The following is a 24,723-nucleotide window of genomic DNA, read 5'->3' as shown; positions in this document are numbered from 1 at the left end:
GAATGTGATTTATGAACACGGATAACCACACATTTTCAAACACCTACATGAGCTCAATAGCCACATCTCGAGATGTGGCTAACGACCTGAAACAATTTTGGTCAGGTTGGGATATTCAAGGAAATACGATTGATGAGTTAGAACTGTGTGTGGTTGAACTGGTAAACAACGCCTATGAACATGCCTATAACGAGGCTGAGGGAAAGCCGATTGAAATAGTAAGTCGCTGCCAGAATTCAAAAATCATTGTTGATATTGCCAATTTTGGTGAAGGTATGTCGCAAGATGAATTCGCTTCGGCGCTTGAAGCTGACTTTATTGAGCCTGATGCAGATGACCCCGATACATGGACGACGTCTGGAAGAGGGTTCATTATTTTAGCAGCACTGGTTGATAGCGTTGAGCTAGAGCATGAGGGGGAAAAGAATACCTTTCGACTCATCAAATCTTGTAAGTCTAGTGCGTAGGCGATGAGTTATGAGAGCTTTTGCGTCGCTCAGTTTCGTTCTGATTCTCACTGCCTGTGTCAGTGAGCTCAATCCTGCCTATCTCCTAGAAAGGTATTCACTCAACGGTCAATGGAACGTTGAGTTTTTAGATTCTGAAAAACCGATGGAGGCTTCAATCAAGGTTCCATCTAACTGGTATTCGCAGGGTGTTGAATATTCAGGCAGAGCGCTATATCAGAAATCCTTCTCTCTAGATGCCGCTCCAGAAAAACGATACTGGCTCAATTTCGATGCGGTGGACTATCAAGCGGATGTTGCTTTAAATAACGTGCCTTTAGGAAGTCACACAGGGTACTTCGGCGCGTTTAAGTTCGAGGTAACCTCTCACTTGCTGTCAGGTGCTAATCAGTTAGCCGTAATAGTGACCAGCGAAGATGATCCAAAAGTAAAAGACTGGTCCCTGAACAAAAAAGAGCTCAAGGGAGTGCTTAACCATCACGACACTCGCCCTGGTGGCGCCTGGTCTGATCGTGGACAAGACGCTAACTCAGGCGGTATTTGGGGCGATGTTTTTATTGAATCCACGGGTTCGATAGCGATAAAGCAAGCGCACTTTTTACCAGAGTTAAGGGAGGACAATCAAACGAGTGCGCGTTTGGAGCTCCAACTAGACAGTACAGTTAACGAAAGTGCAACGATCAATATTTCATTGGCTCCCGCGACAAATGATGTCAGTGATGTTAGAGAGTCTTATACGATCAGCACGGATTTAACTGCCGGTGCTAACACCATTCAGTGGTCGCTTCCAACAATGAAAAGAGCTCTGTGGTGGCCCTACGATTGGGGAACACCTACGCTCTACGATCTCTCTATCGAGGTGAGGACGCCAGATGGAGAGTTGTCACATCAAACTAGCCAACAAGTTGGATTTCGCAGCTTTAAGTACTCTGAAAGTGAAAAACAGTTCTACGTCAATCATCAAAAATATTTTGTACGAGGCACCAACTATATTGCAAGTCAGTGGCTTGGCGAGGTGTCAGAGCAAGACTATCGCCAAGACCTCGAACTGATGAAAGCGGCCAATATTAACAGTGTGCGTGTTCACGCTCATGTCGCAGGTAAGTCTTTCTATCAGATGGCAGACCAGCTTGGTCTGATCGTTTGGCAAGATTTCCCTTTGCAGTGGGGATACGATAATTCGGTATCGACGGCCGCAGAAGCAGGTAAGCAGGCCAAAGAGATGACGAATCAATTATTTAATCATCCATCTATCGCATTTTGGAGTGGGCATAATGAACCGCCATGGGATGCCACTTGGATGCAATACAAGTATCCGTCTTACGACAAAAATCACAATCAATTGCTCACACAAACAGTTTTTGAAGCGCTGAATGAAGCTGAAGATGGACGAGTTGTGAGAGAGGCATCTTACACGTATGAACATCCTTGGTTTGGCTGGTACTCGGGGCACTATAAAGACTATCGAAACATTCAGGGTCCGCCGATCATCAGCGAATTTGGTGCACAGGCCTTCCCTGATTTAGCTCTTAGTAAGGAAATATTGGGTGGTGATACCCAGTGGCCACCCAATGAAGAGCAACTATCGGCACTCGCTTACAGAAACTATCAACATCATGAGGCTCAAAACCTCGCTAAAGTGAATTTAGGTGCATCTCTTACTGAGTATATTGACAATACTCAGCAATATCAGAGAAGAGTAAATAAATACGCGGCAGAGCAGTTAAGACTTAAGAAAAATAATGGTATCGCTGTTATTTACCAATTTATGTTTGTTGATAGCTGGCCTTCGATTACTTGGTCGGTTTTGGATGATTCGCGAAACCCAAAACCAGCGTACTTCGCACTAAAGGAGTCTTTTCAGCCAATTTTGGGCATTGCGAGTGTAAATCCAGATTCTTCGTCTAAGCTTATAAATGTCAGTGTAATCAATGACTCAAGAGATGATTTGTCAAACGTGACCCTTGCTGTCAAATGTGCGGATAGGGCTGAGGAAATATCTACGTGTTGGCGTCGAGAAGGAATAAATCTGGCAGCAAACAATGTGTCGTTCGTTGCCAATATCGAACAAAACCTTTTAGGCGAAAAATTCACGATTGAGTTAATCGATGAGTCGGGAAAAATCATTTCTAGTAATCACTATCAACCAGGAGATTACTAGAGGGCTAGTGAGTTAGGCTTTATTTTTACTAGCCATTTACGAGCGAATAAAAGCTTTTCAATAGGGAAGTTGGGTAAATGGACAATTATTTTCAAAAGTATGAGCACAGAGTGCCACCCGAGCCAGTGCCACATAGCATACCTCGTGAGTTGCTATATCAGTATCTAGCAACATGTAATCTCACCCTTGGTATCTGGTATTTGTGGTGGCGATGGACTTATGCGCTCAATATGGATGCGCTGTGGTTTTCATTACCGCTGGCTTTCGCGGAGTCATGCGCGTTCATTGGTTCGATTCTATTTACCATCAACCTGTGGAAAACCAAAGATGAACCTCGCCGCGAGCCGCCTTCCAACATTAACCAATGTGTTAATCAAACCGATGAAGACAGACCTTTGTCGGTTGATGTGTTTTTCCCCAGCTACGATGAAGAACCTGAATTGGTGCGACTAAGTATTGAAGACGCGCAGAAGATAACCTATCCACACGAAATCGACATGAAGATATTCATACTCGATGATGGTAAGCGTGATTCAATGAAAGCGTTAGCCGAAGAAATGGGGGTTGGCTATATCACTCGTGAGGGTAATGTTGGCTTCAAGGCAGGTAACCTTCGAAATGCAATGGAGCAGACATACGGTGATTTCGTCGTTATTTGTGATGCTGATACTCGTCCATTCCCATCGATTCTGGAAAATACATTAGGCTACTTCCGTGACCCGAATGTGGCATGGGTTCAAACGCCGCAGTGGTTCTTTGATCTTCCAGAAGGAGTAAGGCTACCGGAATGGTTGAAGCGAAAGTTTGGTAATACAGCTGCGAGACTAGGGAAGGGTATTGAAAAATTCTACGGACCCGTTACCTTCGGTCAAGACCCGTTTGTAAACGATCCACAGATGTTCTATGACGTGATTCAGCGTAGAAGAAATTGGGTAAATGCGTCCTTCTGCTGTGGAGCTGGCTCTATTCATAGACGTGAAGCGGTAATGGAAGCGGCGCTTCGAGCGTATGCGGAGCAAATTACCAAAGAGCAGCAAGACGTTGAGAAACAGATTCGCAAGCTGACAAAAGAGAAAACGGTTGATCAATCTATTTCTGACAACCTTAGAAATGAAATCCTGTTTGACACCGAGTTTACGCCTTACAAATTCCACGTATCGGAAGACCTCTACACATCCATCGTGCTGCATTCCGACTCAGAGCGTAATTGGCGTTCGGTAATGCACCCGAAAGTCGAAAGCAAAATGCTGTCACCGCAAGACTTGCAGACATGGACTGTTCAAAGGTTCAAGTACTCTGGCGGTTCAATTGATATCTTCATGAACGATAATCCTATCTTTCGTAAAGGGCTGAAGTTAAAGCAGAAGCTCATGTATGGTGCAAGCTTTTGGTCTAACCTTTCTGCTGTTTGGAACATTATCTTCTTGGCGTGTCCAATCATTTACTTCCTCACCGCTATTGCGCCTGTTAGTGCCTACGATGTGACCTTCTATCTGCACTTTCTTCCTTACATTCTAACCGCAGAGTTGGCCATGATGGTGGGTACATGGGGCGTGGCCGGCTACAAAGGAAAAACCAACTTTTTGTCTTTCTTCCCCGTCAACCTCAAGGCGTTATGGACGGTGTTAAGAGGTCAGAGAATCAGTTTCCCAACAACACCGAAAGAGCGGCAGACGGGCAACTTTGCCAAGTTGGTTTGGCCTCAAATTGCAGTGTTTGTTCTGAGCCTTTTCTCCATTTTCTACGCGTGGACGGGTTATTACACAGGTAACTGGGGTGAGTACTCAGGTGGGGGGTTAGTGTTTAACACATTTTGGATTCTAAACAATATGTTAGCTATGTGGGGAATGATTGCTGCAGCATTCTGGGAACCTCCAAAAGAAGAGCAATTGAAAGAAGAAGTGACCGGTACGGAGGATTTGAAATATGAAGTTTAAAGATGCGCTGCTAGCAGCCAGACACCATGTCGTATTCATTTTGGGTCTTCTGACCGCACTTGTGATTGCTTTCAATATTGAAACGCGAGACTACGGGCGCGTGCTCGGCAATATCACCTTTGAAGCGCATGAGGAGATTCCTCTAAAAGAGAAACGTGTTTTGTCTCAAGAAGAGTTTACGTGGGCGAACACGGCGTGGCGCTATTTTGAAAATAACTATCAAGAGAACACCGGTTTAGTTAACTCGGTAGATGGTTATCCTTCTACGACCATGTGGGATACCGCTTCTTACTTAATGGGCCTGATCGCTGCAGAAAAAATCAATGTTATTCCAGATGACACCTTCAAGATTCGTATGCAAAAAGCGCTTCGTTCATTGGCAAGATTGCCTCTAGTAGAAGGCAAGCTTCCAAATAAGGCATATAACACCCAAACGCTTGCTATGGTGGATTATCAAAATAATCCGGTGCCAGAAGGCATCGGTTGGTCTGCTATTGATATCGGAAGAATCTTGGTGCCGTTGAACATTCTGATTTGGCAGTACCCTGAGTTCAACGCTGACGTAAACAACATTCTTAATCATTGGAAGATTAATGAAATGCTGATTGACGGCTACCTTTATGGCTCTCGCCCTAACACTGAGGGTGGGTTTGAACTTGTACAAGAGGGTCGTATTGGTTACGAAGAGTATGCGTCTAAGTCTTTGTTCTTGATGGGGCGAGACGTCTTTAACTCCATGAAGTACATCGATTATCTTGAGCTAATTGATATTTACGGTATCGAGATCCCAACCGATAAGCGTGACCCTGCAAAATTCCATGCGCATAACTATGTGGTGAGTGAATCTTACATCCTGGATGGCATTGAGTTTGGTTCAGACAGTGTGTCGCGTATTTTTGCTCACCGAGTCTTTAGTGCACAAGAAAGACGCTATGAAGATACGGGTACTGTGACGGCGGTGAGTGAGGATAACGTCGATGAAGCGCCTTACTTTGTCTATAACACTGTTTTCTCAGACGGAAAAGAGTGGAATGCCATCTCAGATGATGGCACAGATCAATCACATCTGAAGACCCTCTCAACCAAGGCTGCGTTTGGTTGGTATGCCTTGTATGAAAATGACTATACTGACCTGCTAATTAACGAAGTTTCTCCGCTATTTTCGGAAACTAAAGGCTGGTATTCGGGTAGATACGAAGACGATGGCCGACCAAACCGCGCTATCACGGCCAACACTAACGGAATTGTGTTGGAATCACTGGCATATATAGAAAACGGACCACTGCTTCGAGTAGGTGCAGAGTAATAGACCGAGCTGTTTTAGGGAGAAGAACATGCGCTTATTGACAACTTTATGCGTCGCTTTAGCAGTGGCTGGCTGTGGAAACAAATACAACCAGTTTTCAGATGATATCGTTGAGCGAAAAAATCATTGGAGTATACCTCAAGCACGGCAAGGCGAGTTGACCGAGAAAGAAATGGATATGGCTCGTATTGCTTGGAAGTATTTTGAAAACAACTACCAAGAATCGACAGGGTTAGTTAATGCGGTAAATAACTATCCATCAGTGACCTGGTGGGATGCAGCTTCTTATCTTGCCGGTATGACCAGTGCCTACGAGCTGGGTATTATCGAAAAAGAAGAGATGGATAAAAGACTGATTGCTTTTATCGGAACGTTAAACCGTCTTGATCTTTTCCGCGGTGAGCTACCCAATAAAGCTTACAATACGCAGTCAGCGGCAAAAGTGGATTACGGTAACCAACCCGGAGAGATTGGTTATTCAGCACTCGATCTAGGGCGTTTGCTGATTTGGCTTTATATCGTGAAACATCGCTATCCAGAATACGCGACGGGAATTGACCAAGCGGTTTTACGTTGGAATTTCTGTAATGTTGTGGACGAGAATGGAACCATGTTTGGTGCCTTGCTTGAGAAAGATAAGCCGGTTCAATACCTACAAGAAGGGCGCCTAGGTTATGAAGAGTATGCTGCGAAGGGTTTCCAACTGTGGGGCTTTGATACCAGTCAGGCTTCAGATCCTGAACCTTACGCCACTATCAATCTCTATGGATACGACATTCCTTACGATACCCGTGACCCTCGTAAATTGAAGGCTCACAGTTATGTTGTTACCGAGAGCTACGTTCTTGATGGCATTGAGCTGGGTTGGGATCTTACTGAGGATAGAACAGGGCACGATTATAAGTATTCCAATGAGTGGATGGCAGAGTTCGCTTTGCAAATCTATCGAGTACAAGAAGAGCGCTATAAGCAAACTGGTATCATTACGGCGAGAACTGAGCACCAGTTAGCCGGCCCTCCTTATTTCGTTTATGACACCATTTATACCGACGGCTTTGCTTGGAATACAATCTCAGAAAATGGTGAGTATCTGCCACAATTTTCTGCTGTTGCCGTGAAAGGTGCGATGGGGATGTGGGTGTTGTGGGATACCGAGTACACCGATCTGTTGTTTGATCATATCTCACACCTTTATGACCGTGACAAAGGATTCTATGAAGGGATCTTTGAAAACGGTACAGGGAAAATTAATACGTTCACTTCAAACAACAACGGTATCACGCTCGAGATTTTACTTTATAAACAACAAGGCAAGCTACTTCGATATCACGATGATGTAGCCCCAAGTCTTTGGGAGAAAGCTCTGGAAACACCGTTTGGCTACGAGGGGCAATGCTTACCACGCGAAAACTTTAAAAAGAAAAAAGACGAAGCGTAGGAGCTGATTGAATGCAAAGGCTAGTAGTTTTGCTTTTAGCAATGCCGCTTCTATTTTCTTGTGGCACTATCGTACAGGGCGTGGGCTCTGGGGTAGATGCTATCAACTCGTCACAGACCTTTAGGCAGGGCCGATATGGTGAGCTGACTGAGCAGGAAATGGCGTGGGCGAGTACGGCGTGGAAGTACGTGGAGAATAATACTCAGCTTCAAACGGGTCTTGTCAACGGGATTGATAATTATCCGTCGACTAATATGTCTGGTATTGCCGATTATCTATTTGCCCTTTTGGCAGCGAAGGAATTCGAGTTCATTTCGAACAAGCAATACGATGAACGTTTGACGCTCGTACTCGCATTTCTTAACGACATGAACCTCAGTATGGGACAGATACCCCATAAGGTGTATCACACACAAACTGGGCAAATGACCGACTATGGTCTTCAGCCTAGAGACATAGGTTGGTCGTCGCTTGATACAGGGCGGTTACTCATCGCCCTCGCTATCGTCAAACAGTACTCTCCAGAATTTACTGAATACATAGACAAAGCTGTACTTCGCTGGAACTTCTGTGAGCTCATAAACGAGGAAGGAGAACTGTTTGGCGGCGCTATCTTCGATGGTAACGTTACGCGTTATAAAGAAGGCCGTTTAGGTGTTGAAGAGTACACCTCTTATGGCTATCTAGATTGGCAGGTCGTCCCATATAAAGCGATGCGAATCGATCCCTATGACGTAGCGACTATTTACAACATAGATTTACTCTTTGATGGCAGAGACCCACGAGACTTCGATGTACTTAGACCAGTCTACAGCACACCTTATCTATGGATGGGGTTAGAGTTCAACTGGGATAAGGTGAGTGATTCGAGCTCTAGTGACGCTAACCACACCGATCCCGTGATGTCAGCTATGGCTGATTCCCTCTATTTAGTGCAACAAGCTAGATGGGATGTGGATCGAATTTATACCGCTCGCGGTGATCATGTCGTGGCAGGAGAGCCATACTTTGTGTATGACGCGGTCTATGCGTTGGGAACGCCTTGGATAACGCTAGCTGAGGATGGCAGTTCACACGATCATTTAGCCTTAGTGTCAACGCGAGTTGCGTTTCAGATGTGGGCACTGTGGAAAACCGACTACACAGATAGACTCATGGTACTTGTCAAAGAGCTCTACGATCCCCAACGCGGTTGGTACGAAGGGCGCTATGAAAGAAACAGTAAATACGAAAAAAGTATTACGCTAAAAACCAATGCGGGTGTACTAGAAGCGTTGCTGTATAAGACCAAGGGAAAACTGTACCAGCCTTCAGGTTCAAGAGAGTACCGTGACGTTCAGTTTGATTCTCGTTTTTATCATCCAGGTAAATGCCTAATTAAGACGTTTGATGCTTATGATTAGACTATTGATTCTGATGCTCTTGGTAGCATTTGTGCCCGCATCACTAGCCAATGTTCAAAATGTTGAGCTTAGATTGTTCTCCCAACCAACCCTGTTAGCGGGTAATGGTCGCTACAAGCAAGCCGCAGAGCAATACCATAGGTTAAGTATTCAGATATTGGCATCAGAGTCTAAGCTGGGCACGGATAAAATGTGGCAGTACGCAGGATTAGCAGAAGCGCTCGCGACAGTTTGTGCCAATCTAGATAATGACGCAAAAGCCTATGAGTATTGGGCTAACAGTGTGCGGTATTTACTCACGGGCGGTACTGATTGGAGCCAGATGAGGCAACACTTGCATCAGCGAAATGAGCAGGCGAATACTCAACTACTTACGCAGATGCAAACATTTGATGTGGCTGGGGGTTATGACCAATCTTGGGAAAATGACGCAGCTGTGTTGCAAGTCTGGCAAGAGAAGTTGAGTTTGTTCACGTTCAACGGACCACGAACAGGAATGAGGGCATCAGCTCCCAGTGTTAATACGATCCCTGAACCGGTAGTGCCTGTCGCAGTTCCATCTGTAGGAGCTGGCGTTCCCGGACAAAAAAAACTTAAAGGGATTGAGTCTAACTTTTCACAGGCTCCTTCTTTTGCTCCAGTACCGGAATCGGCAACACCAAAGGCAAATGAAAAGGTAAGTGAACCAGCTTCACAGACCACTCCCAATGTCCCGAAAACTAATCGCCACCTCATTCAGGCTCAGTCTGAGTCCACAGCGACAGGGGGCGTCGTAGCAACCCCTATTGAAGAGTTTGACTATGAATCGATGGAGCGAGACTCAGTCACTGAGTTTTTAGAAAGTAGTGACACAAGTGCTCCCAGTGAAACTCAGATAGAAAGATCTGTCCCGAGGGCTAATATTGATGCCGAAAGTACCTCTGGTGTCGAAGCAATTCAAAGGCGTTCGTTTGCTCCCGTGCCCGCTCAAGAAGATTAGCCAAAATGGTTCTTATCAAAGGTCCCATCAAATAGAGCCGTAAACGCCAATTTCTGTGCTGCTATATGTTTTTATTTTGTAATAAAATTGAAGTTTTTCTGTTAATTCCTAGTTTGCTTATACCCACAGCAAAAAGGAATATGTCTTATGGCAAGAGAAACGGATTTGCTCAAAGCGTACGAACTATCTCAGCAAGCAAATGAGCACTTTGATCTAACCGATAATGAACAGCAAAGAACGTTGTTACAGCTCGCCGAGCAGCTAGATGCTCTCGACGCATTATCGGTTGGTGATCTAAAACAGCTGGCGATTGAAGAGCAAGCTCCTCTTGAGTTTCGTTTGGCTGTGAAACTTGTCGATTCAAAACGGTTTGTGAGAACCATAGAGCAACCGATTAAAGTTGGTGTCGTGTTTGCGATGTGGGGTGAGCATAACCGGCTAAATCCAAAGCAAGCACAAAACCCTAATGGTGAGGACTCGTTGAGAGTTAAAGCTGACCAGCTAGCTTGGATTACTAAAGACAGTCAAGTGAGTTGGCAACTCTATCCCGTTGATGACGGATGTCCTCATGATAGTGCGGGCATCGCGTCTGGTATCGTTAAAACGCTTGAACACCCCGAACGGGTTTCTGTGGTTCGTTTAGAAGACTATGTACATACGACTGAAGGTCCTTTAGCCAATTTAACGAGTGTCGATGACTCTCGCAAAGGGGGCGCGATAGTGTTGGGTTGCCAAAAAGCCCTTGAAGACGATGCGGAAGTCGTGGTGTATACCGACGCAGATAACTCAGTACACTTAGGTCAACTTGGATTGCTTCTTAAGCCTTACCTGACTGAAAACAAGCAAGTTGCTCTAGGCAATCGCAAACATCCAGAATCGATTCTCGTGAAGCAAGAAGAGAGATGGGGTGTAGGTATTAAGACCCTGCGTCACATGCAGCGCATGATTGGTGAGCAAATCTTTACTCAGGGCATTAAAGACACTCAAGCTGCGTTTAAACTTTACTCGCGCGATGCCCTAGAGGTCATCTTAAGAAATCCGACTGTCTATGACTTTTCATTTGATACAGACTGGATTTTAGCCGCGATGGAGTACAACAAGAGTATCACTACGGTCCCGTTCGCCTTTATTGACTCAGCTGCAGAGTCAGCTTCTATCGTACAAGGCCCAATGACGACGTGGTACACGTTATTAGAAGGGCTGGTCAAAGCGGTTAGGGCGAGACATGCCTCATACAGTCGTGATATGGCCAGAGTCTTCGACGAAGAAATTCACTCGCACAAAGATTTGGAGCTTCTCATCGATAAACTGCCTACCGAGTTAGCGAATGTCGATGATAAGTCGCTGGGTGATCCTTCTATTATGTCGCCTAATCAGATGAAAGCTTGGATCAAGCAAGCGCGACTGGATGCGGTTCAGAGCTAAATCTATTTTGAGTTGTTGGAGTGAATAAAAATCGGCGATGGTCGTTACCATCGCCGATTCAATATCTGATAGGGTATGTCCGAGCGACTAGTTCACGACTTTCACACCTTCGAGGAGTTTTCCATTTGCGAGCATGACAATAGCGGTATCCTGGGGATGCTCTTGTAGTTTTTGGTCGTGATACTCGACTTCAACCACTTCGCTGCCTAGTACAATGTGACCATTTCTATAGACACTTGAGTGTCCATTCGCGTTGAGTTTAACGTAGTAGTTTGAGCTATCCATAGTGACTCCTTTTCCATGCCCTTGAATATAATTTAGTCGTAATAAAGACGAAATCAAACCTTCATTTTAACCAGCATCGACTTATGTGAAGGAGAAGGGAAGTGGTTTAAAATGGTAAGAGTTGAAGCGATTCTTCGTTTTCGATTGTTATTTTATACACTTTGGTTAAAATGACCGCTTGCTCTGGATGAGGCATCCGTATTTGCTTCAAAAAGAACAGTTAATGATATGACATCGCGGCAATTTGTTTTCTATAAAGTTGCCAGACATTAATGCATGTCTTGCTTGGTGTGCAAGACCACTGTAAATAGGACTATACATGCCTGTAATTACTCTTCCTGACGGTAGCCAACGTCAATTTGATAACCCAGTATCCACTATGGATGTCGCTCTATCTATCGGCCCTGGTCTTGCGAAAGCAACCATCGCTGGTCGTGTAGATGGTGAGCGCGTTGATGCGTGTGATCTGATTGAAAACGACGCAAGCCTAGAAATCATCACGGCGAAAGACGAGGACGGTCTTGAGATTGTTCGCCACTCTTGCGCTCACTTGCTTGGTCATGCGATTAAGCAGCTTTACCCAGACGTTAAAATGGCTATCGGTCCAACGATCGACAGCGGTTTCTATTATGACGTTGATTTAGACCACTCTTTGACAATGGAAGACGTGGAAAAAATCGAAAAGCGCATGAAAGAGCTAGCGAAAACCAAGTATCAAGTTATCAAGAAAAAGGTTAGCTGGCAGGAAGCTCGCGACACATTTGAAAGTCGCGGCGAAACGTACAAGATGGAAATCCTAGACGAGAACGTATCTAAAGACGATCGTCCAGGTCTTTACCATCACGAAGAATACATCGATATGTGTCGTGGCCCTCACGTGCCAAACATGAGCTTCTGTCAGCACTTTAAACTGCTGAACGTAGCGGGCGCATATTGGCGTGGTAACAGTGACAACAAGATGCTTCAACGTATCTACGGTACTGCATTCCACGATAAGAAAGCTCTTAAGGCGCACCTAACTCGCCTAGAAGAAGCGGCAAAGCGTGACCACCGTAAAATTGGTAAGCAGCTGGATCTATTCCACATGCAGCAAGAAGCACCGGGTATGGTGTTCTGGCACCACAACGGTTGGTCTGTATTCCGTGACCTAGAAGTATTCATCCGTGAAAAACTGACAGAATACGGTTACCAAGAAGTAAAAGGTCCACTAATGATGGATCGCGTTCTTTGGGAACGTTCTGGTCACTGGGACAAATACGCAGATGCGATGTTCACGACGTCTTCAGAGAACCGTGAGTACGCTATCAAACCAATGAACTGTCCAGGTCACGTTCAGATCTTTAACCAAGGTCTTAAGTCGTACCGTGATCTACCACTACGTATGGCAGAGTTCGGCTCATGTCACCGTAACGAGCCCTCAGGTGCACTTCACGGTATTATGCGTGTTCGTGGCTTTACTCAAGATGACGCTCACGTGTTCTGTACTGAGAGCCAAATTCAGGACGAAGTAACGTCTTGTATCAAGATGGTTTACGATACGTACAATACGTTCGGCTTTGACAACATCGTTGTGAAACTGTCAACTCGCCCAGAAAAGCGTGTTGGTAGTGATGAAATCTGGGATCGCTCTGAAGAAGCACTAAAACAATCTCTTGAAGCAATGGGCATCGCCTATGAAATTCAAGAAGGTGAGGGGGCGTTCTACGGTCCTAAGATCGAATTTACACTATATGACTGCCTAGATCGTGCATGGCAATGTGGTACAGTTCAGCTAGACTTCAACCTACCGGGTCGTCTAGGTGCCACTTACGTGGATGAAAACAACGAACGTCAAGTTCCTGTTATGATTCACCGTGCAATCCTAGGTTCTCTTGAGCGTTTCATCGGTATTCTTATCGAAGAATACGCTGGCTTCTTCCCAACGTGGTTGTCGCCAGAACAGGCTGTTATTATGAATATCACTGATAAACAGTCGGATTATGTTCAAGAAGTAACACAAAAACTGCAAAAAAGTGGAATTAGAGCTAAAGCGGACTTGAGAAATGAGAAGATTGGCTTTAAAATCCGCGAACATACTTTGAAGCGTATCCCGTACATGCTTGTTTGTGGCGACCAAGAAATGGAAGCTGGCGAAATCGCAGTACGTACACGCAAAGGTAAAGACCTCGGCAAATTTAAAGTGGATGACCTCATTTCATACATCCAAGACGAGGTTTCAAGCCGTAAGCTCAATCTGGAGGAATAAGCTATTAAAGGCGGAAGACGTGGCCAACAACCGGCCAAACAAAACCAGCATCGTTTAAACGGTGAAATTCGTGGCGTTCGTGAAGTTCGTCTAACAGGTGCAGATGGTGAATCTGTTGGTGTTGTTTCTATTCAAGAAGCACTAGATGCAGCTGCAGAAGCTGGTATGGATCTCGTAGAGATCAGCCCTAACGCCGAGCCACCAGTTTGTCGTGTGATGGACTATGGCAAGTTCCTCTTCGAGAAGAGCAAAGCTGCGAAAGAGCAGAAGAAGAAGCAAAAGCAGATCCAGATTAAGGAAGTAAAATTCCGTCCTGGAACTGATATTGGAGACTATCAGGTAAAACTACGCAACCTGACGCGTTTCCTAGAAGACGGCAACAAAGTGAAGGTAACAATTCGCTTCCGTGGCCGCGAAATGGCTCACCAAGACATTGGTGTCGACGTTCTTAACCGTTTGAAAGAAGATACTGTAGATTTAGCTGTAGTAGAATCTTTCCCGACTAAGATCGAAGGCCGCCAAATGATCATGGTATTGGCCCCTAAGAAGAAGTAATTAACGGCTTTACAAGTAAGAAAACCTAGCCGTTCTCGAATGGCTGGGTTTTGTTCGCCCTAATTACTATTGTTTAACAACTCAACAATGCGGAGTTATTCATCATGCCTAAGATGAAAACCAACAAAGGTGCTGCTAAGCGTTTTAAGAAAACTGCTGGTGGTATTAAATTTAAGCACGCTACAAAACGTCACATTCTGACTAAGCGTACTACTAAGAACAAGCGTCAGCTTCGTCCAAATGCAATCCTTCCTAAGTGTGAAGTGGCTGCAGTTGTTCGTATGATGCCATACGCTTAATTCTTTTTAGTTTATCAATCGTTTAGTTTAGGAGAGACATAATGCCTCGCGTAAAACGTGGTGTACAAGCTCGTGCACGTCATAAGAAAGTTCTAAAACAAGCTAAAGGTTACTACGGTGCACGTTCACGTGTTTACCGCGTAGCTTTCCAAGCAGTTACTAAAGCTGGTCAATACGCTTACCGTGACCGTCGCAACAAGAAACGTCAATTCCGTCAACTGTGGATTGCACGTATCAACGCGGCATCTCGTCAAAATGGTCTATCTTACAGCCGTTTCATCAACGGTCTTAAGAAAGCATCTATCGAGATCGATCGTAAGATCCTTGCTGATATCGCGGTATTCGACAAAGCTGCATTCGCAGTTCTAGTTGAAAAAGCGAAAGCTGCTCTTTAATTAGCAGTTTAGGTCTATGTAAAAGGGGAGCGTAAGCTCTCCTTTTTTGTATCTAAAGAATGTTCGATAAAGGGCTTTTTACGCCACTCGCTCCTCGATTAATGACGTGAGTGTAGATCTGAGTGGTTTTAATGTCCGTGTGACCTAGCTGCTCTTGTACTGTTCGAATATCAGCGCCACTTTCCAATAAATGAGTCGCGAAAGAGTGCCTTAGCGTGTGGCAACTAACACTCTTGGTTATTCCCGTTTTCTTAACCGCAACTTTTAAGGCTTTTTGTACACTGGTCTCGTTTATATGATGACGCCGAGTCAGTGTAGACTGAGGGTCAATTGACAGCCGAATTGATGGAAAAAGATATTGCCAGTTTAGCGCCTTATTGGCGTTCGGGTATTTCTTCTCTAAAGCGTCAGGAAGCCAAACTCCAGCGTAATCGTCATGCTTTACGTCTTGCTTCCATATCTTCTCAACTTGCTCTTGCTGAAGCTTCAAAGACGGTAAAAGTTCTCTTGCAAGGGTGACTACCCGGTTTTTATTGCCTTTCGCTCTCCAAATTCTTATCGCACCATAATCAAAGTCGATATCGTGATAACGAAGCCGTAAGCATTTCATCAGCCGTAACCCAGATCCATACATTAACTGAGCAGGTAACAGAAAATGTGGCGGCATATTCGAAAGCAAATCAGTCACTTCCTTGACGGTTAATACAGTTGGCAACTTCTTACTCTTACTGGATTTTTTAAAGCGCATGTTCACATCGATAGGGTTGTGTATCACGTGCTTGTACAGAAACACCAGCGCATTAAGCGCTTGGTTTTGAGAGCGCATAGCCAGGTTTCGATCAGTCACTAAATGTGAGAGAAACTCTTCTACTTCTCTAGTACCCATCTCACTGGGGTGGCGCTTATTGTGATAAACAATGTATTGAAGTATCCAAGATAGGTACGCCTCAATAGTTTTCTTGGCGTAATGTCTAGCCTGCATAAACTCCCGAATATAGCTCAAAAATGGCGATCTCATACCTAACCTCAATGCTGTTTGTATGCACAGTAGATAGAGCCTGGCGACAGAAATCGAACTTATGCGGAATAGATCCGCTTTTTGTGATATGCAACAAATTTAATTATTGCTAAATGTATGATTTTCATCATGTAATCATCTAACATGGTCAGATTCTATAGATTTAGAAGGCGGTAGCGTGGAAGTAAGTACGGAAAAAGTCCGTCTATAAAGCGTTATAAAACAAGAGAGAATTATGGAAAAGTCAGACTCATTTATTGTTGATTTTTGGGCCTTTGTGTTCAAAATTCTCGGGAAAATCTCATTCTTCAACCTAGTTCGTCGGCTTTTTCCGAAAGCAAGAACAGGTCGTTTTTCTGAAGTTTGGGCTTTGAGCCACGTATTTTTATCAATAGCTTCAGTTCCAGCTGTCTTATACATAGATAATAAATACATTGGTTTTGCAATTGCTTTGTACGCGCTTTTAAGAGTTTATGAAGTAGTGATTTATCAAACCAATGTTCTGTTGTTTGATGAATATCGTGCTCTAAAGGCAGGTAGGGAATACAAATTACACGGTTATAGACGAATCGTAATTTTGTTAATGCAAAACTATTTCGAAATCATATTTTGGTTCGCAGCACAGTATATTTTCTTCCAGAACATGTTCTCTTTTGCAGTTGAAGGCTCGCATGAAAGTGTGTTGGGAGCGGTATACACTAGCTTCGTAGTAATGACTAGTTTCGGGTTCTATAACGTGACTCCTCTAGGCGTGCTAGCTTATTCGTTAGTTATTGGTCAGGCTATGATCGGGCTTTTCATGACGTTATTGAGTTTAGCTCGCTTCATTGGCGTAATTCCGACTCCTAAGTCAATGGATGCCACAGAACAGTAAATTGTTTTATAACAATAAATTTAAGCAGATTCGCAACGCTTGGCATTTTTGGTTTGAATCAGTTTTAGTGTTTACGGCACAATGCTTCAGGTCAGTGGCAGCGTTGCTCACTACTTAATTTGGCGTTATGCTTCTATCACATACGAATTCGAAGCCTGTAAATTTATGCATTTTGCTTTTATTCACTTCATTCACACTTAAAGGGCAAGACATGAAATGGCTAGAAACTTTAGTATCAAGCTTTACCAGTAGCAAAGAAACTGTTGCAAGTGAGCTACTCCACACTCCTCAAAATTTCTACTCTCGAACTTTAAGGCGAGAAAAAGGAAGAGCAAAAGCATATTTGCAGCTAGCGAATAAAGATTTTACATTTTCGGTGCAAGTGTTTAAATCTGTCGAATCTATAACATCTAATATTTCTACAAAAGAAATGAAACAAGGCGTGTTATTTTTGCAAAGTCATGTGCACTCTCTAGAAAGTAGAAAATCCTACTTGGTTATCTATGCTGCACTGCTTGCTTCCTGTATAGCGCTATTTAAGTTACTAGGGATGGCATACGTATCTATCGCAGTTGCAGCAGTTGGAATCATTGTAGTTGCAAGTGATAGGGTATTCATGACTCACCGAGTCCATCTTCTAGAGGATCTTATAGCCTACTTACAATTGGTTATCGAAGAAAGAAAGAGCGATGCATAACAAATTGCTTAAGCAGACAGCTAACAGTTGGCGATTTTGGTTTGGTTGAGTTCAGTGATTAAGGTGGCTTTGCTTGAGTGTTGTGGCAGTTAGCTGCAACTTAGCAAGGCGTTATGAAAATTGGGATACATTAATGAAAGATTTACCATGGATGACGGTATTGAGTTCAATGCTATTAGGTTTTACGTCTGTCCAGTCAAATGCTGCTGAATTTCAAGTTGATGATACTAATTCCACTGTTTCTATGAACTACCATCCAGCATCAACGATTAAGTCATGTCTAGACTCATCTAATTGTACTAGCTTATCGTTCAATTCTCGTGCAATAGACAACCTATTAGCCGGGCGGGAAGTTAAATCAGATATGGACGACAACAAAAACATCAGCGCGCAAGCGCTTAGAAGCGGACAGCTTTACTCAATCTCTGAAAAAGCTACAAGTTCCTTTAGCGCTAAACTCATTTCTCACAATCCTGTTGATAGAAAAATAACTATTTCTTACTCAATCTCCCTAACTGCATCCGAGAGCAAGCGTTCATTTTGGGAGTACAATAAAACCGCCTCGTTATCAGGAAATAACTATTCGTTGTTCATTGATACGAAGCTATCCGTCTTAGACATTCCAAATAAAGTCCTGTTAAACCAATTTGAAATATTTGAGATCGAAAAATGCAGCAAATCAGATAAATATTGTTTTAGTGAGCTAGCCTATTACCCTGACTATAATTTGTATCTTTTAACTAGCTCTATGAACCTTACGGAAGAACAACTCAAAGGTGCCCCAGTTGAAAAAGTACTTGAAGGTATTTTAAAAACCTTTTTACCAGTGTTTAATCCGTTGGCTGCCAAGTTCTATAATGTTCCGCCAACGTACGAAAACGATAAGAACCCCAGCGACTACTCTCTTGATTCAATCATATTAGGGATAGATGCCGTTGTTGGTGACAAACAATATGTTGGTTATGCAGGGGTTGAACAGAAAGAACATTTGAGTCTTTTTTACAATGTAGAAGAAACCAATAATTCAGTAGTGCAGTTAATCACTCGCCTATGTAATGAACTTCGCAAAGGGAATCATCCACAAAACTTAGTTGATGAACACTGCGACTATAGTGGTTCAAGGTGAATTTTCATAACAAGCAATTTAAGAGGGATTCACAACGCTTGGCACTTTTGCTTCTACTGCAAATTTAGTGTTTACGGTACAATGCGTTAGGTTGGGTGGTGGCGTTGTTCACCCCTTAATTGGGCGTTATATGCCATTTTAGTTCAGAGGGAATAAAGTTGATTGAATCAAGGGCAGTTAGATTGAGACCACTTGGGATTGAAGATGTTGAAGCATTTTACTTATGGGCCTGTGATAGGGAAGTCACACAGTTTAGCTTGTCATCTTATGCTTACCCAAAATCAAAGGCTGATATCTTAAGTTGGCTTACAACGATTAATGACTCTTCAAAAACGGTTTCTTTTGGTGTCTGCTGCAATGAATCAGATAAGCTTATTGGTTATGCTGGCATTAGCTCGATCAGCTCCCTCAATCGCAGTGGCGAGTATTTCATACTCATCGGTGATAAAGCATATTGGGGCAAAGGAATCGGTACTGAGGTGACTAAGGTTGTAACAGATTACGGTTTTAACTCGTTAGGGCTTCATCGCATTGAACTAACTGCATTTTCGGTTAATCCAGCAGCAATCAGAGCATATGAGAAAGCTGGCTACCAACATGGAGGTGTTAAACGTCAATCAGGATTTCGCAATGGAGAGTTCTTCGACAAAGTACAAATGTCAGTTCTTTCAAATGAGTGGTCAGGCATATAACAAGTTACTCAAACGGACGCCATACGCTTGGCGCTTTTGGTTTGAAGTTATATGAGCTTGGTAGTTTAGCCGTCAGCGCCGGCTAGTAAGGCGTTATGTTTTAAGGAAAACACTTGGCATCTTCAGTTAATATTAGTTTGGCTCAAGTTCCAGTATTCAATGAGGATATTGCTGCAAATATCCATCAACACCTTGTCGCTATAGAAGCGTCTGCATCGCTTGGTGCAGATTTGGTAGTGTTTCCCGAGTTGTCATTGACAGGCTACGAGTTAAAATCTCTAGGAAAGTTAGCTCAAGGAAAAAAACCTTCGAATTTCTCACAACTATCTCAAGCTGCGATTAAACATAACATTTCGGTTATCGTAGGTTGTCCGCTTGATTCTGGTCACACCCTAAAACCATCTATTGGCGCTGTGATTTGCCATCCTGATGGACACGTCGAATTTTACGAAAAACAGTATCTACATGACGGTGAACATGAGTATTGTTCATCGGGCTCTGAAGATTATTTTCTCACCATCAAAGGGTATAAAATTGCGTTGGCAATTTGTGCTGATTTCTCTTGCCCTGAACATGTTACAAGAGCTAAACAGTCGGGTGCTGACGTTTATCTAGCGAGTGCATTGATTTCGAACGCAGGCTATTCTACCGATGCTAGGTTGCTCGCCGATATTGCTGCTAGTAATGGTATGCCTGTTCTGCTAAGTAATCACATTTCACCAACGGGTGGTTGGTTAGTTTGTGGCAATAACTCTATATGGGATAGTGAAGGCAAATTGGTTACGAGTTCAGAGTCCGTAGAGGAATGCTTTGTATTTTGTACTATCACGGGTAGTACGGTGGGCGCTTCCAAACATAACAAATTGCTTAAGAGTGACCGCTAACCTTTGGCATTTTTAATTCGATTGGGTTTAGTGATTACGGTGGCTTTGCTTGGGTTTCGTGGTTTTAGCCGTACTTTAGTAAGGCGTTAAGGTATTAAGGAGTACTATTCGTAGATGGAAGTAAATTGTTCAAGCTGTAAAACAAAAATAAACTCTGAAAATATAAATATTTCAAGAGATATAGCATACTGTGTAAGCTGCGAGAGTCTTACATCTCTGTCTTCATTATTAGAATCTATACCGAGTAGTAACTTTGATGCCACTCAATCTATTAAAGGAGTTCGAGTTTCAGACAATGGCTACAAATGGTCTATTGAAGCTTCAAATCGAAGTTTAATGGCTCTTTTTCTAGTTCCTTTTACGCTTGTTTGGGCTGGAGGTTCGCTGTCTGGTATTTATGGTACGCAATTGGAAAATGGAGAATTTGACCCGAGTCTATCTCTCTGGGGGCTACCTTTCCTTATCGGTAGCATCGTTTTAATAAGTATTGCGCTAATGAGCCTTTTTGGTAGAACATATGTTTCTAATGAAAATGGAAAGGCTCTTATTTTTATTGGAATAGGTTCTGTTGGCTGGTATAGAAGGTTTGACTGGAAAACTATAGATAGAGTGAAAGAGAGCGAATCAAGACAACACACACTTGTATCATTGGAAGGCAATAAGAGGTTAAGTTTAGGCTGGGGATTAAGTAGTGAAAAGCTCTACTATATGTCTAACTTCTTAAAAACCAAGTTGAAAGATTAACTCAAAAAATTGCTCAAGTCGACAGCTAACGCTCGGCACTTTTGGTTTGGTTGAGTTCAGTGATTACGGTGGCTTTGTTTGGGGGTAGTGGTAGTTAGCTGCAACTAAACAAGGCGTTAGTTCCCTAGAGGAAGCAATCAATCCGTAGGGAATTTTTGTTTCTGGTGGAGTACACGCATAACTCGGATGATATCGTCTTCGACCCAGTAAGAGACAATCATCGAAATCTCAGGAATAATGAGTAATAGTCCGCGAATGCCATCTCGTTTTACACCCATTAAAGGTTGTTCAAGCAAGTTTTCTACTTTTGCTTCAATGAGGTTGTCAGTTTTCTCTGCCGCGTCAGGGTTAAAGGCATAGAGAAACTCGAAGATCTTTTCACGGTCATTAAGTGACTCCTCTTCCCATAAAATCATTGCTTACCTCGATTACGGATTCTGGCTTTGCGCTCTTCCATTCGAGATTTAGCATTTTGGTGCTCAACGAAAACGGATTTTCCTGAGTCAAACTTCTCAAATGCAAGGTTTACTTGTTCAGTTAGCCATGCATCGTGAGATAATTTTTTTCTTTGTTGTTCAGCGAGTTGCTCAGTAAGTTCTCGGCATGCGTCACTCAAAGTGCGACCTTGGCTCTCAGCCATTTGTTGAGCTAAGCGCTTTGTTTCTTCATCAACACGAAATTGAATTCTAGTATCCACGATCTATTCCTCTGATGGTGTGTGTACAAATGTTAGCACTAGCCTTTAAGGTGGGCAACTAACAAGCCGTTCAAGTTGACACTCAACGCGTCGCATTTTTGCTTCGCAAAGAGTATGCAACGGGTTCGTGCAAATTAACGGAGCGTTACAATTGATAATGTCTCAACTATTGTCCTAAAATGTATTTAAAATTCAGGGTTCTAGCAAAAATGTACCAATTAAGATGCACAAAGAAAGTTCAAGATGTTTTAGGACTAAAGTCATCGAATCTGTCTGAGGTAAAAGAGGAGAGCTTTGTTCTTGGAAACTGGTATGTAAATACGTTTACATCTAATAGACGTAAGTGTCTACTTTTCATGGAAGAGAAAACACTAATGTCGTTTGTCTTGGTTGGTCTCCGCAAAGAGGACCATAAGGGCATAGGCAAAGTATTTCAAAATGGAGTTAACTATTTACTTAAATCTGAGGGCATATCTCCTGAAGTACTTCAAGCATTTGAAAATGCTCCAGAGCAAATCGAATACACTAAGACAGACAGTAAACAGCTCCTAGGTAACATGAATGACTTGCTAGCAACTTACGAGTATTTCATCCATTATGACGGTGGGTTAGGTGTATGTGATTTGAACGAAATAACGATGAAAATTAATAGAACACCTCAACGGAATCTAGACTGGAAATACTCAGTAGACGTTCTGCATGAAATACTGGGTTCTGCAACATAACAATGCCATCAAGGTGACGCGTTATACTCGAAAGTTTTGGTTTGAAGTTCAGTTGGTTTGGTGCTGACGGTGCGGAGCGCCCTATGGCAGGTGTCAATTTACAAGGATAGAGTTGTGCGTGTTCTGTTGTTTATGATTGTGTTGTTTTCTTTGCCCATTAGTGCAAGTACATTCGAGATCAGAGAGTTCAAAAACGCAAATCAGCTGATTTGGGATGATAATTTCAAACTGCATATAAATGAGTACTTTGGCAGTAAGAGTAAGGAGTATTTTTGGTCAGACGCTAAAATCTCTGAGCAGGTCAGGGCTGGTTTTAGTGGTGCTCCCGATCTAGTAAAAGCTCTAGGAGGCAATACGTATATTGTCAGTGCTTGTCGACATCGTTCCTGTGATGAAAAATCAGTATATGTTACAAACGGGGACTTCGAGCTTTTTGCAATTATTTCATACCTTTGTGAAACTCACGCAGGTGTAACTGATTTTTGCGCTGATGGACAGTTAGTTATTTTTTACAGAAACGCCTCTGCTAAGAAATTGTTGAGTAACCATCTTATCGATTGGAAAAACTATCATGCGCCAAAAGCAAAGGTTGTATACGAAAAAGTAACTTAGCAAATTGCTCAGGCAGACAGCTAACGCTTGGCGGTTATGGTTTGGTTAAGTTTAGTGATTATGTGGCTTTGCTTGGGTGTTGTGCTCGTTAGCTGCTACCTAACTAGACGTTAGTGTTCAGGAGAGTAAAGACTTTGAATATACGAAAAGCAGAACTTCGAGACTTACCATTTTAGTTGAATTCACTTCAGAAGAAGCACGTGAAGCAGAGAATGCTGTCAAGATACCTGAAACTTTATCGCGTGGTATAGAGGTCGCTCTTCGTGACCGTAACGTCGCAAGTTACTGGGTTATGACAGATATAGATGATACCCCAATAGGAAGTGTTTCCTCGGTAAGAGAGTGGAGCGACTGGAATGCTGGCTATTATTGGTGGATTCAAAGTATGTACCTAAGACCCGATTATAGAGGTAAAGGGTTAATGCGTGAGTTAATCTCATGTGTTGAGTCAGAAATGCATCGCGAAGGCGGTTTGGAATTGAGGCTATATGTACATCGGGATTATGCTGTTGCTAAGCGAGCTTATGAAAAGTCAGGCTTCTCTCTTTCTGATTATCAGATCATGGTGCTAAACAAAGAGCTTTAACAAACCGTTTAAAAGCGATTCGCTACGTTTGGCACTTTTACTATGCGTTGCGATTAGTGTCTAAGGTAGTTTGTGGCGACTTTGGTATTATGTTGCCCACACCTCACATAGCGTTATGCGACCTAAAGGAAATTGAGATTTATGGATAAGTTTTCAATGCTTCAGAAAATGGGTGCAGGAGACTTTCAGCACCTAAACGGTTCATTGGAGGAGCACCTAAAAGGCACTGAACAAGTTCTAATAGACTGGGGTAGTAGCGAGTTACTTCAAATCGCTGGTCTTTTCCATGCTGCTTATGGAACAGCGGGGTTCGATGAAAGTATGGTGTCGTTGAGCCAGCGTCAAGAAATAGCAAGAATTATTGGCAGTGATGAAGAAGCATTGGTTTACTTGTATTGCTCATGTGATCGAGACTATGTATTCCCTCAATTTGGCAAAGAGCTAGAAATCCAATTTAAAGACAGGTTTACTGGTTCAACATTCAAACTCGACAGTGCAACGGTGAAATTGTTTTGTGAGTTAACGGTCGCTAATGAGCTAGAGCTTGTTTATGGAAGTGAAGAGTTCAAGCGCAAATATGGTGCTGAGCTATTTGAACTGTTCCAAGCTATGGACAGCTATTTAAGTTCCGAGGCTAAGAAGGCGTACAAATCAGCATTGTCGAATTTCGCATAACAAATGGCTAAAGTCGACAGCTAACGCTTTGCACTTGTGAGTAGGTTGAGTTTGTTGATTAAGTTGGCTTTGCTTGCGTTTCGTGGTTGCTAGCTGCTTCTTAACAAGACTTTGTGCTCTAGGAGTTAAATTTGTTCGATCTACTCAAAAAAGTGGTACTTATTAATCTCTCAGCAGCTCTTGTGGTTATAGTTCTAGCCCAGTTTGTTCCATTCTTTGCTACTACTCAGTTGGTCGACTTTCTTTTCTTTGTTGTCATTGTTATATGGGTTTTGGCGAAGCTTATGTGGGAAGGTGGTATCCATAGTAAGACGACTCGGTTAGATGACCCCAGGACAGATAAAGTCTACAAAATGGTAGAAGGGCATGATTTCGAAAAAGACGAGCGCAAGCACTATCGAATGAACTATCAGACAGGTTTAGTCTTCTTCATAGCTGGGCTGCCAGCGTTTATCGCTTGTTTAATTCTTCAATTTCTTTGAATACGAGCAGAGCAAT

At 43.1% G+C, this 24,723-nt stretch carries 27 protein-coding genes; 23 read left to right on the top strand and 4 right to left on the bottom strand.

All coding sequences use genetic code 11. From position 1 onward, the window contains the following. Positions 1-11 precede the first annotated feature (11 nt). The 8 genes from J4N45_RS09190 (at position 12) to J4N45_RS09155 (ending at position 11,116) form a co-directional block, all read left to right on the top strand. Positions 12-467, top strand: coding sequence for an ATP-binding protein (locus tag J4N45_RS09190; protein WP_252011045.1), 456 nt, complete (start codon positions 12-14; stop codon positions 465-467). A gap of 10 nt (positions 468-477) precedes the next feature. Continuing rightward, positions 478-2,628, top strand: a complete 2,151-nt coding sequence (locus tag J4N45_RS09185) for a glycoside hydrolase family 2 protein (RefSeq protein ID WP_252011043.1) — start codon at positions 478-480, stop codon at positions 2,626-2,628. 77 nt (positions 2,629-2,705) lie between these two features. After that, positions 2,706-4,565 (top strand): glycosyltransferase family 2 protein, encoded by a 1,860-nt coding sequence (locus J4N45_RS09180; protein ID WP_252011041.1) that lies wholly within the window; start codon positions 2,706-2,708, stop codon positions 4,563-4,565. Continuing rightward, a complete protein-coding gene (locus tag J4N45_RS09175; RefSeq protein ID WP_252011039.1) occupies positions 4,555-5,871 on the top strand; it encodes a DUF3131 domain-containing protein in 1,317 nt (438 codons plus the stop codon). Before J4N45_RS09180 ends, J4N45_RS09175 begins: the two co-directional genes overlap by 11 nt. Positions 5,872-5,899: 28 nt before the next feature. Beyond that, entirely contained in the window at positions 5,900-7,309 is a 1,410-nt protein-coding gene (locus J4N45_RS09170; RefSeq protein ID WP_128650004.1) for a DUF3131 domain-containing protein, read from the top strand. 11 nt (positions 7,310-7,320) lie between these two features. Continuing rightward, the gene (locus tag J4N45_RS09165) at positions 7,321-8,712 is read left to right on the top strand and encodes a DUF3131 domain-containing protein (RefSeq protein WP_234495866.1); all 1,392 of its coding nucleotides are present in this window, start codon (positions 7,321-7,323) and stop codon (positions 8,710-8,712) included. After that, positions 8,699-9,691: a hypothetical protein gene (locus J4N45_RS09160; protein ID WP_252011036.1), complete on the top strand. Its 993-nt coding sequence runs from the start codon at positions 8,699-8,701 to the stop codon at positions 9,689-9,691. Before J4N45_RS09165 ends, J4N45_RS09160 begins: the two co-directional genes overlap by 14 nt. A gap of 147 nt (positions 9,692-9,838) precedes the next feature. Beyond that, on the top strand, positions 9,839-11,116 hold the full coding sequence (locus J4N45_RS09155) for a glycosyltransferase (RefSeq protein WP_252011035.1): 1,278 nt from the start codon (positions 9,839-9,841) through the stop codon (positions 11,114-11,116). An 87-nt stretch (positions 11,117-11,203) separates the two neighbouring features. Here J4N45_RS09155 and J4N45_RS09150 read toward each other — a convergent pair whose 3' ends face one another. Next, positions 11,204-11,401: a hypothetical protein gene (locus J4N45_RS09150; RefSeq protein WP_252011033.1), complete on the bottom strand. Its 198-nt coding sequence runs from the start codon at positions 11,399-11,401 to the stop codon at positions 11,204-11,206. 319 nt (positions 11,402-11,720) lie between these two features. Here J4N45_RS09150 and thrS point away from each other — a divergent pair, with 319 nt between their 5' ends. From thrS to rplT, 4 genes are all read left to right on the top strand, one after another. Next, positions 11,721-13,646, top strand: a complete 1,926-nt coding sequence (gene thrS, locus J4N45_RS09145) for a threonine--tRNA ligase (protein ID WP_252011029.1) — start codon at positions 11,721-11,723, stop codon at positions 13,644-13,646. Between the two features lie 3 nt (positions 13,647-13,649). Further along, complete coding sequence (gene infC / locus J4N45_RS09140; protein WP_081935896.1) at positions 13,650-14,201, top strand: translation initiation factor IF-3; 552 nt, start codon at positions 13,650-13,652, stop codon at positions 14,199-14,201. Between the two features lie 104 nt (positions 14,202-14,305). Next, a complete protein-coding gene (rpmI, locus tag J4N45_RS09135; RefSeq protein WP_019275792.1) occupies positions 14,306-14,500 on the top strand; it encodes a 50S ribosomal protein L35 in 195 nt (64 codons plus the stop codon). A gap of 41 nt (positions 14,501-14,541) precedes the next feature. Then, positions 14,542-14,895: a 50S ribosomal protein L20 gene (rplT, locus tag J4N45_RS09130; RefSeq protein WP_004401084.1), complete on the top strand. Its 354-nt coding sequence runs from the start codon at positions 14,542-14,544 to the stop codon at positions 14,893-14,895. Positions 14,896-14,947: 52 nt separating this feature from the next. On the opposite strand, the gene J4N45_RS09125 is transcribed toward rplT, so the two are convergent. Further along, a complete protein-coding gene (locus J4N45_RS09125; protein ID WP_252014624.1) occupies positions 14,948-15,913 on the bottom strand; it encodes an integron integrase in 966 nt (321 codons plus the stop codon). A gap of 235 nt (positions 15,914-16,148) precedes the next feature. Between J4N45_RS09125 and J4N45_RS09120 the strand changes: the two genes are divergently transcribed. The 6 genes from J4N45_RS09120 (at position 16,149) to J4N45_RS09095 (ending at position 20,930) form a co-directional block, all read left to right on the top strand. Further along, on the top strand, positions 16,149-16,787 hold the full coding sequence (locus J4N45_RS09120) for a hypothetical protein (protein WP_252014623.1): 639 nt from the start codon (positions 16,149-16,151) through the stop codon (positions 16,785-16,787). Positions 16,788-16,998: 211 nt separating this feature from the next. After that, positions 16,999-17,484, top strand: coding sequence for a hypothetical protein (locus J4N45_RS09115; protein WP_252014622.1), 486 nt, complete (start codon positions 16,999-17,001; stop codon positions 17,482-17,484). A gap of 133 nt (positions 17,485-17,617) precedes the next feature. After that, positions 17,618-18,610: a hypothetical protein gene (locus J4N45_RS09110; RefSeq protein WP_252014621.1), complete on the top strand. Its 993-nt coding sequence runs from the start codon at positions 17,618-17,620 to the stop codon at positions 18,608-18,610. A gap of 158 nt (positions 18,611-18,768) precedes the next feature. Then, positions 18,769-19,302, top strand: coding sequence for a GNAT family N-acetyltransferase (locus J4N45_RS09105; RefSeq protein ID WP_286036902.1), 534 nt, complete (start codon positions 18,769-18,771; stop codon positions 19,300-19,302). 113 nt (positions 19,303-19,415) lie between these two features. After that, the gene (locus tag J4N45_RS09100; protein ID WP_252014620.1) at positions 19,416-20,186 is read left to right on the top strand and encodes a carbon-nitrogen hydrolase family protein; all 771 of its coding nucleotides are present in this window, start codon (positions 19,416-19,418) and stop codon (positions 20,184-20,186) included. 114 nt (positions 20,187-20,300) lie between these two features. Further along, entirely contained in the window at positions 20,301-20,930 is a 630-nt protein-coding gene (locus J4N45_RS09095; RefSeq protein WP_252014619.1) for a hypothetical protein, read from the top strand. A 137-nt stretch (positions 20,931-21,067) separates the two neighbouring features. Here J4N45_RS09095 and J4N45_RS09090 read toward each other — a convergent pair whose 3' ends face one another. Both J4N45_RS09090 and J4N45_RS09085 read right to left on the bottom strand, forming a co-directional pair. Beyond that, positions 21,068-21,346, bottom strand: a complete 279-nt coding sequence (locus tag J4N45_RS09090) for a type II toxin-antitoxin system RelE/ParE family toxin (RefSeq protein ID WP_252014618.1) — start codon at positions 21,344-21,346, stop codon at positions 21,068-21,070. Beyond that, positions 21,343-21,627 carry a type II toxin-antitoxin system TacA family antitoxin gene (locus tag J4N45_RS09085; protein WP_252014617.1) on the bottom strand — a complete coding sequence of 95 codons (285 nt, stop codon included), beginning with the start codon at positions 21,625-21,627 and terminating at the stop codon, positions 21,343-21,345. Before J4N45_RS09085 ends, J4N45_RS09090 begins: the two co-directional genes overlap by 4 nt. Positions 21,628-21,836: 209 nt before the next feature. Here J4N45_RS09085 and J4N45_RS09080 point away from each other — a divergent pair, with 209 nt between their 5' ends. The 5 genes from J4N45_RS09080 to J4N45_RS09055 all read left to right on the top strand — a co-directional run bounded on the left by J4N45_RS09080 (position 21,837) and on the right by J4N45_RS09055 (position 24,707). Beyond that, positions 21,837-22,352, top strand: a complete 516-nt coding sequence (locus tag J4N45_RS09080; RefSeq protein ID WP_252014616.1) for a DUF6933 domain-containing protein — start codon at positions 21,837-21,839, stop codon at positions 22,350-22,352. 114 nt (positions 22,353-22,466) lie between these two features. After that, complete coding sequence (locus J4N45_RS09075) at positions 22,467-22,964, top strand: hypothetical protein (protein ID WP_252014615.1); 498 nt, start codon at positions 22,467-22,469, stop codon at positions 22,962-22,964. 292 nt (positions 22,965-23,256) lie between these two features. After that, positions 23,257-23,550, top strand: a complete 294-nt coding sequence (locus J4N45_RS09070; protein WP_252014614.1) for a GNAT family N-acetyltransferase — start codon at positions 23,257-23,259, stop codon at positions 23,548-23,550. Between the two features lie 141 nt (positions 23,551-23,691). After that, a complete protein-coding gene (locus J4N45_RS09060) occupies positions 23,692-24,225 on the top strand; it encodes a DUF6817 domain-containing protein (protein WP_252014613.1) in 534 nt (177 codons plus the stop codon). Between the two features lie 131 nt (positions 24,226-24,356). Then, positions 24,357-24,707, top strand: a complete 351-nt coding sequence (locus tag J4N45_RS09055) for a hypothetical protein (protein WP_252014612.1) — start codon at positions 24,357-24,359, stop codon at positions 24,705-24,707. The last annotated feature ends 16 nt before the right edge of the window (positions 24,708-24,723 follow it).

The organism is Vibrio sp. SCSIO 43140 (assembly GCF_023716585.1).
In the GTDB taxonomy this organism is placed as follows: Bacteria; Pseudomonadota; Gammaproteobacteria; order Enterobacterales; family Vibrionaceae; genus Vibrio; species Vibrio maritimus_B.
The sequence above is the reverse complement of the archived record's forward strand: the minus strand, read 5'-3'. Positions and strand labels throughout refer to the sequence as shown.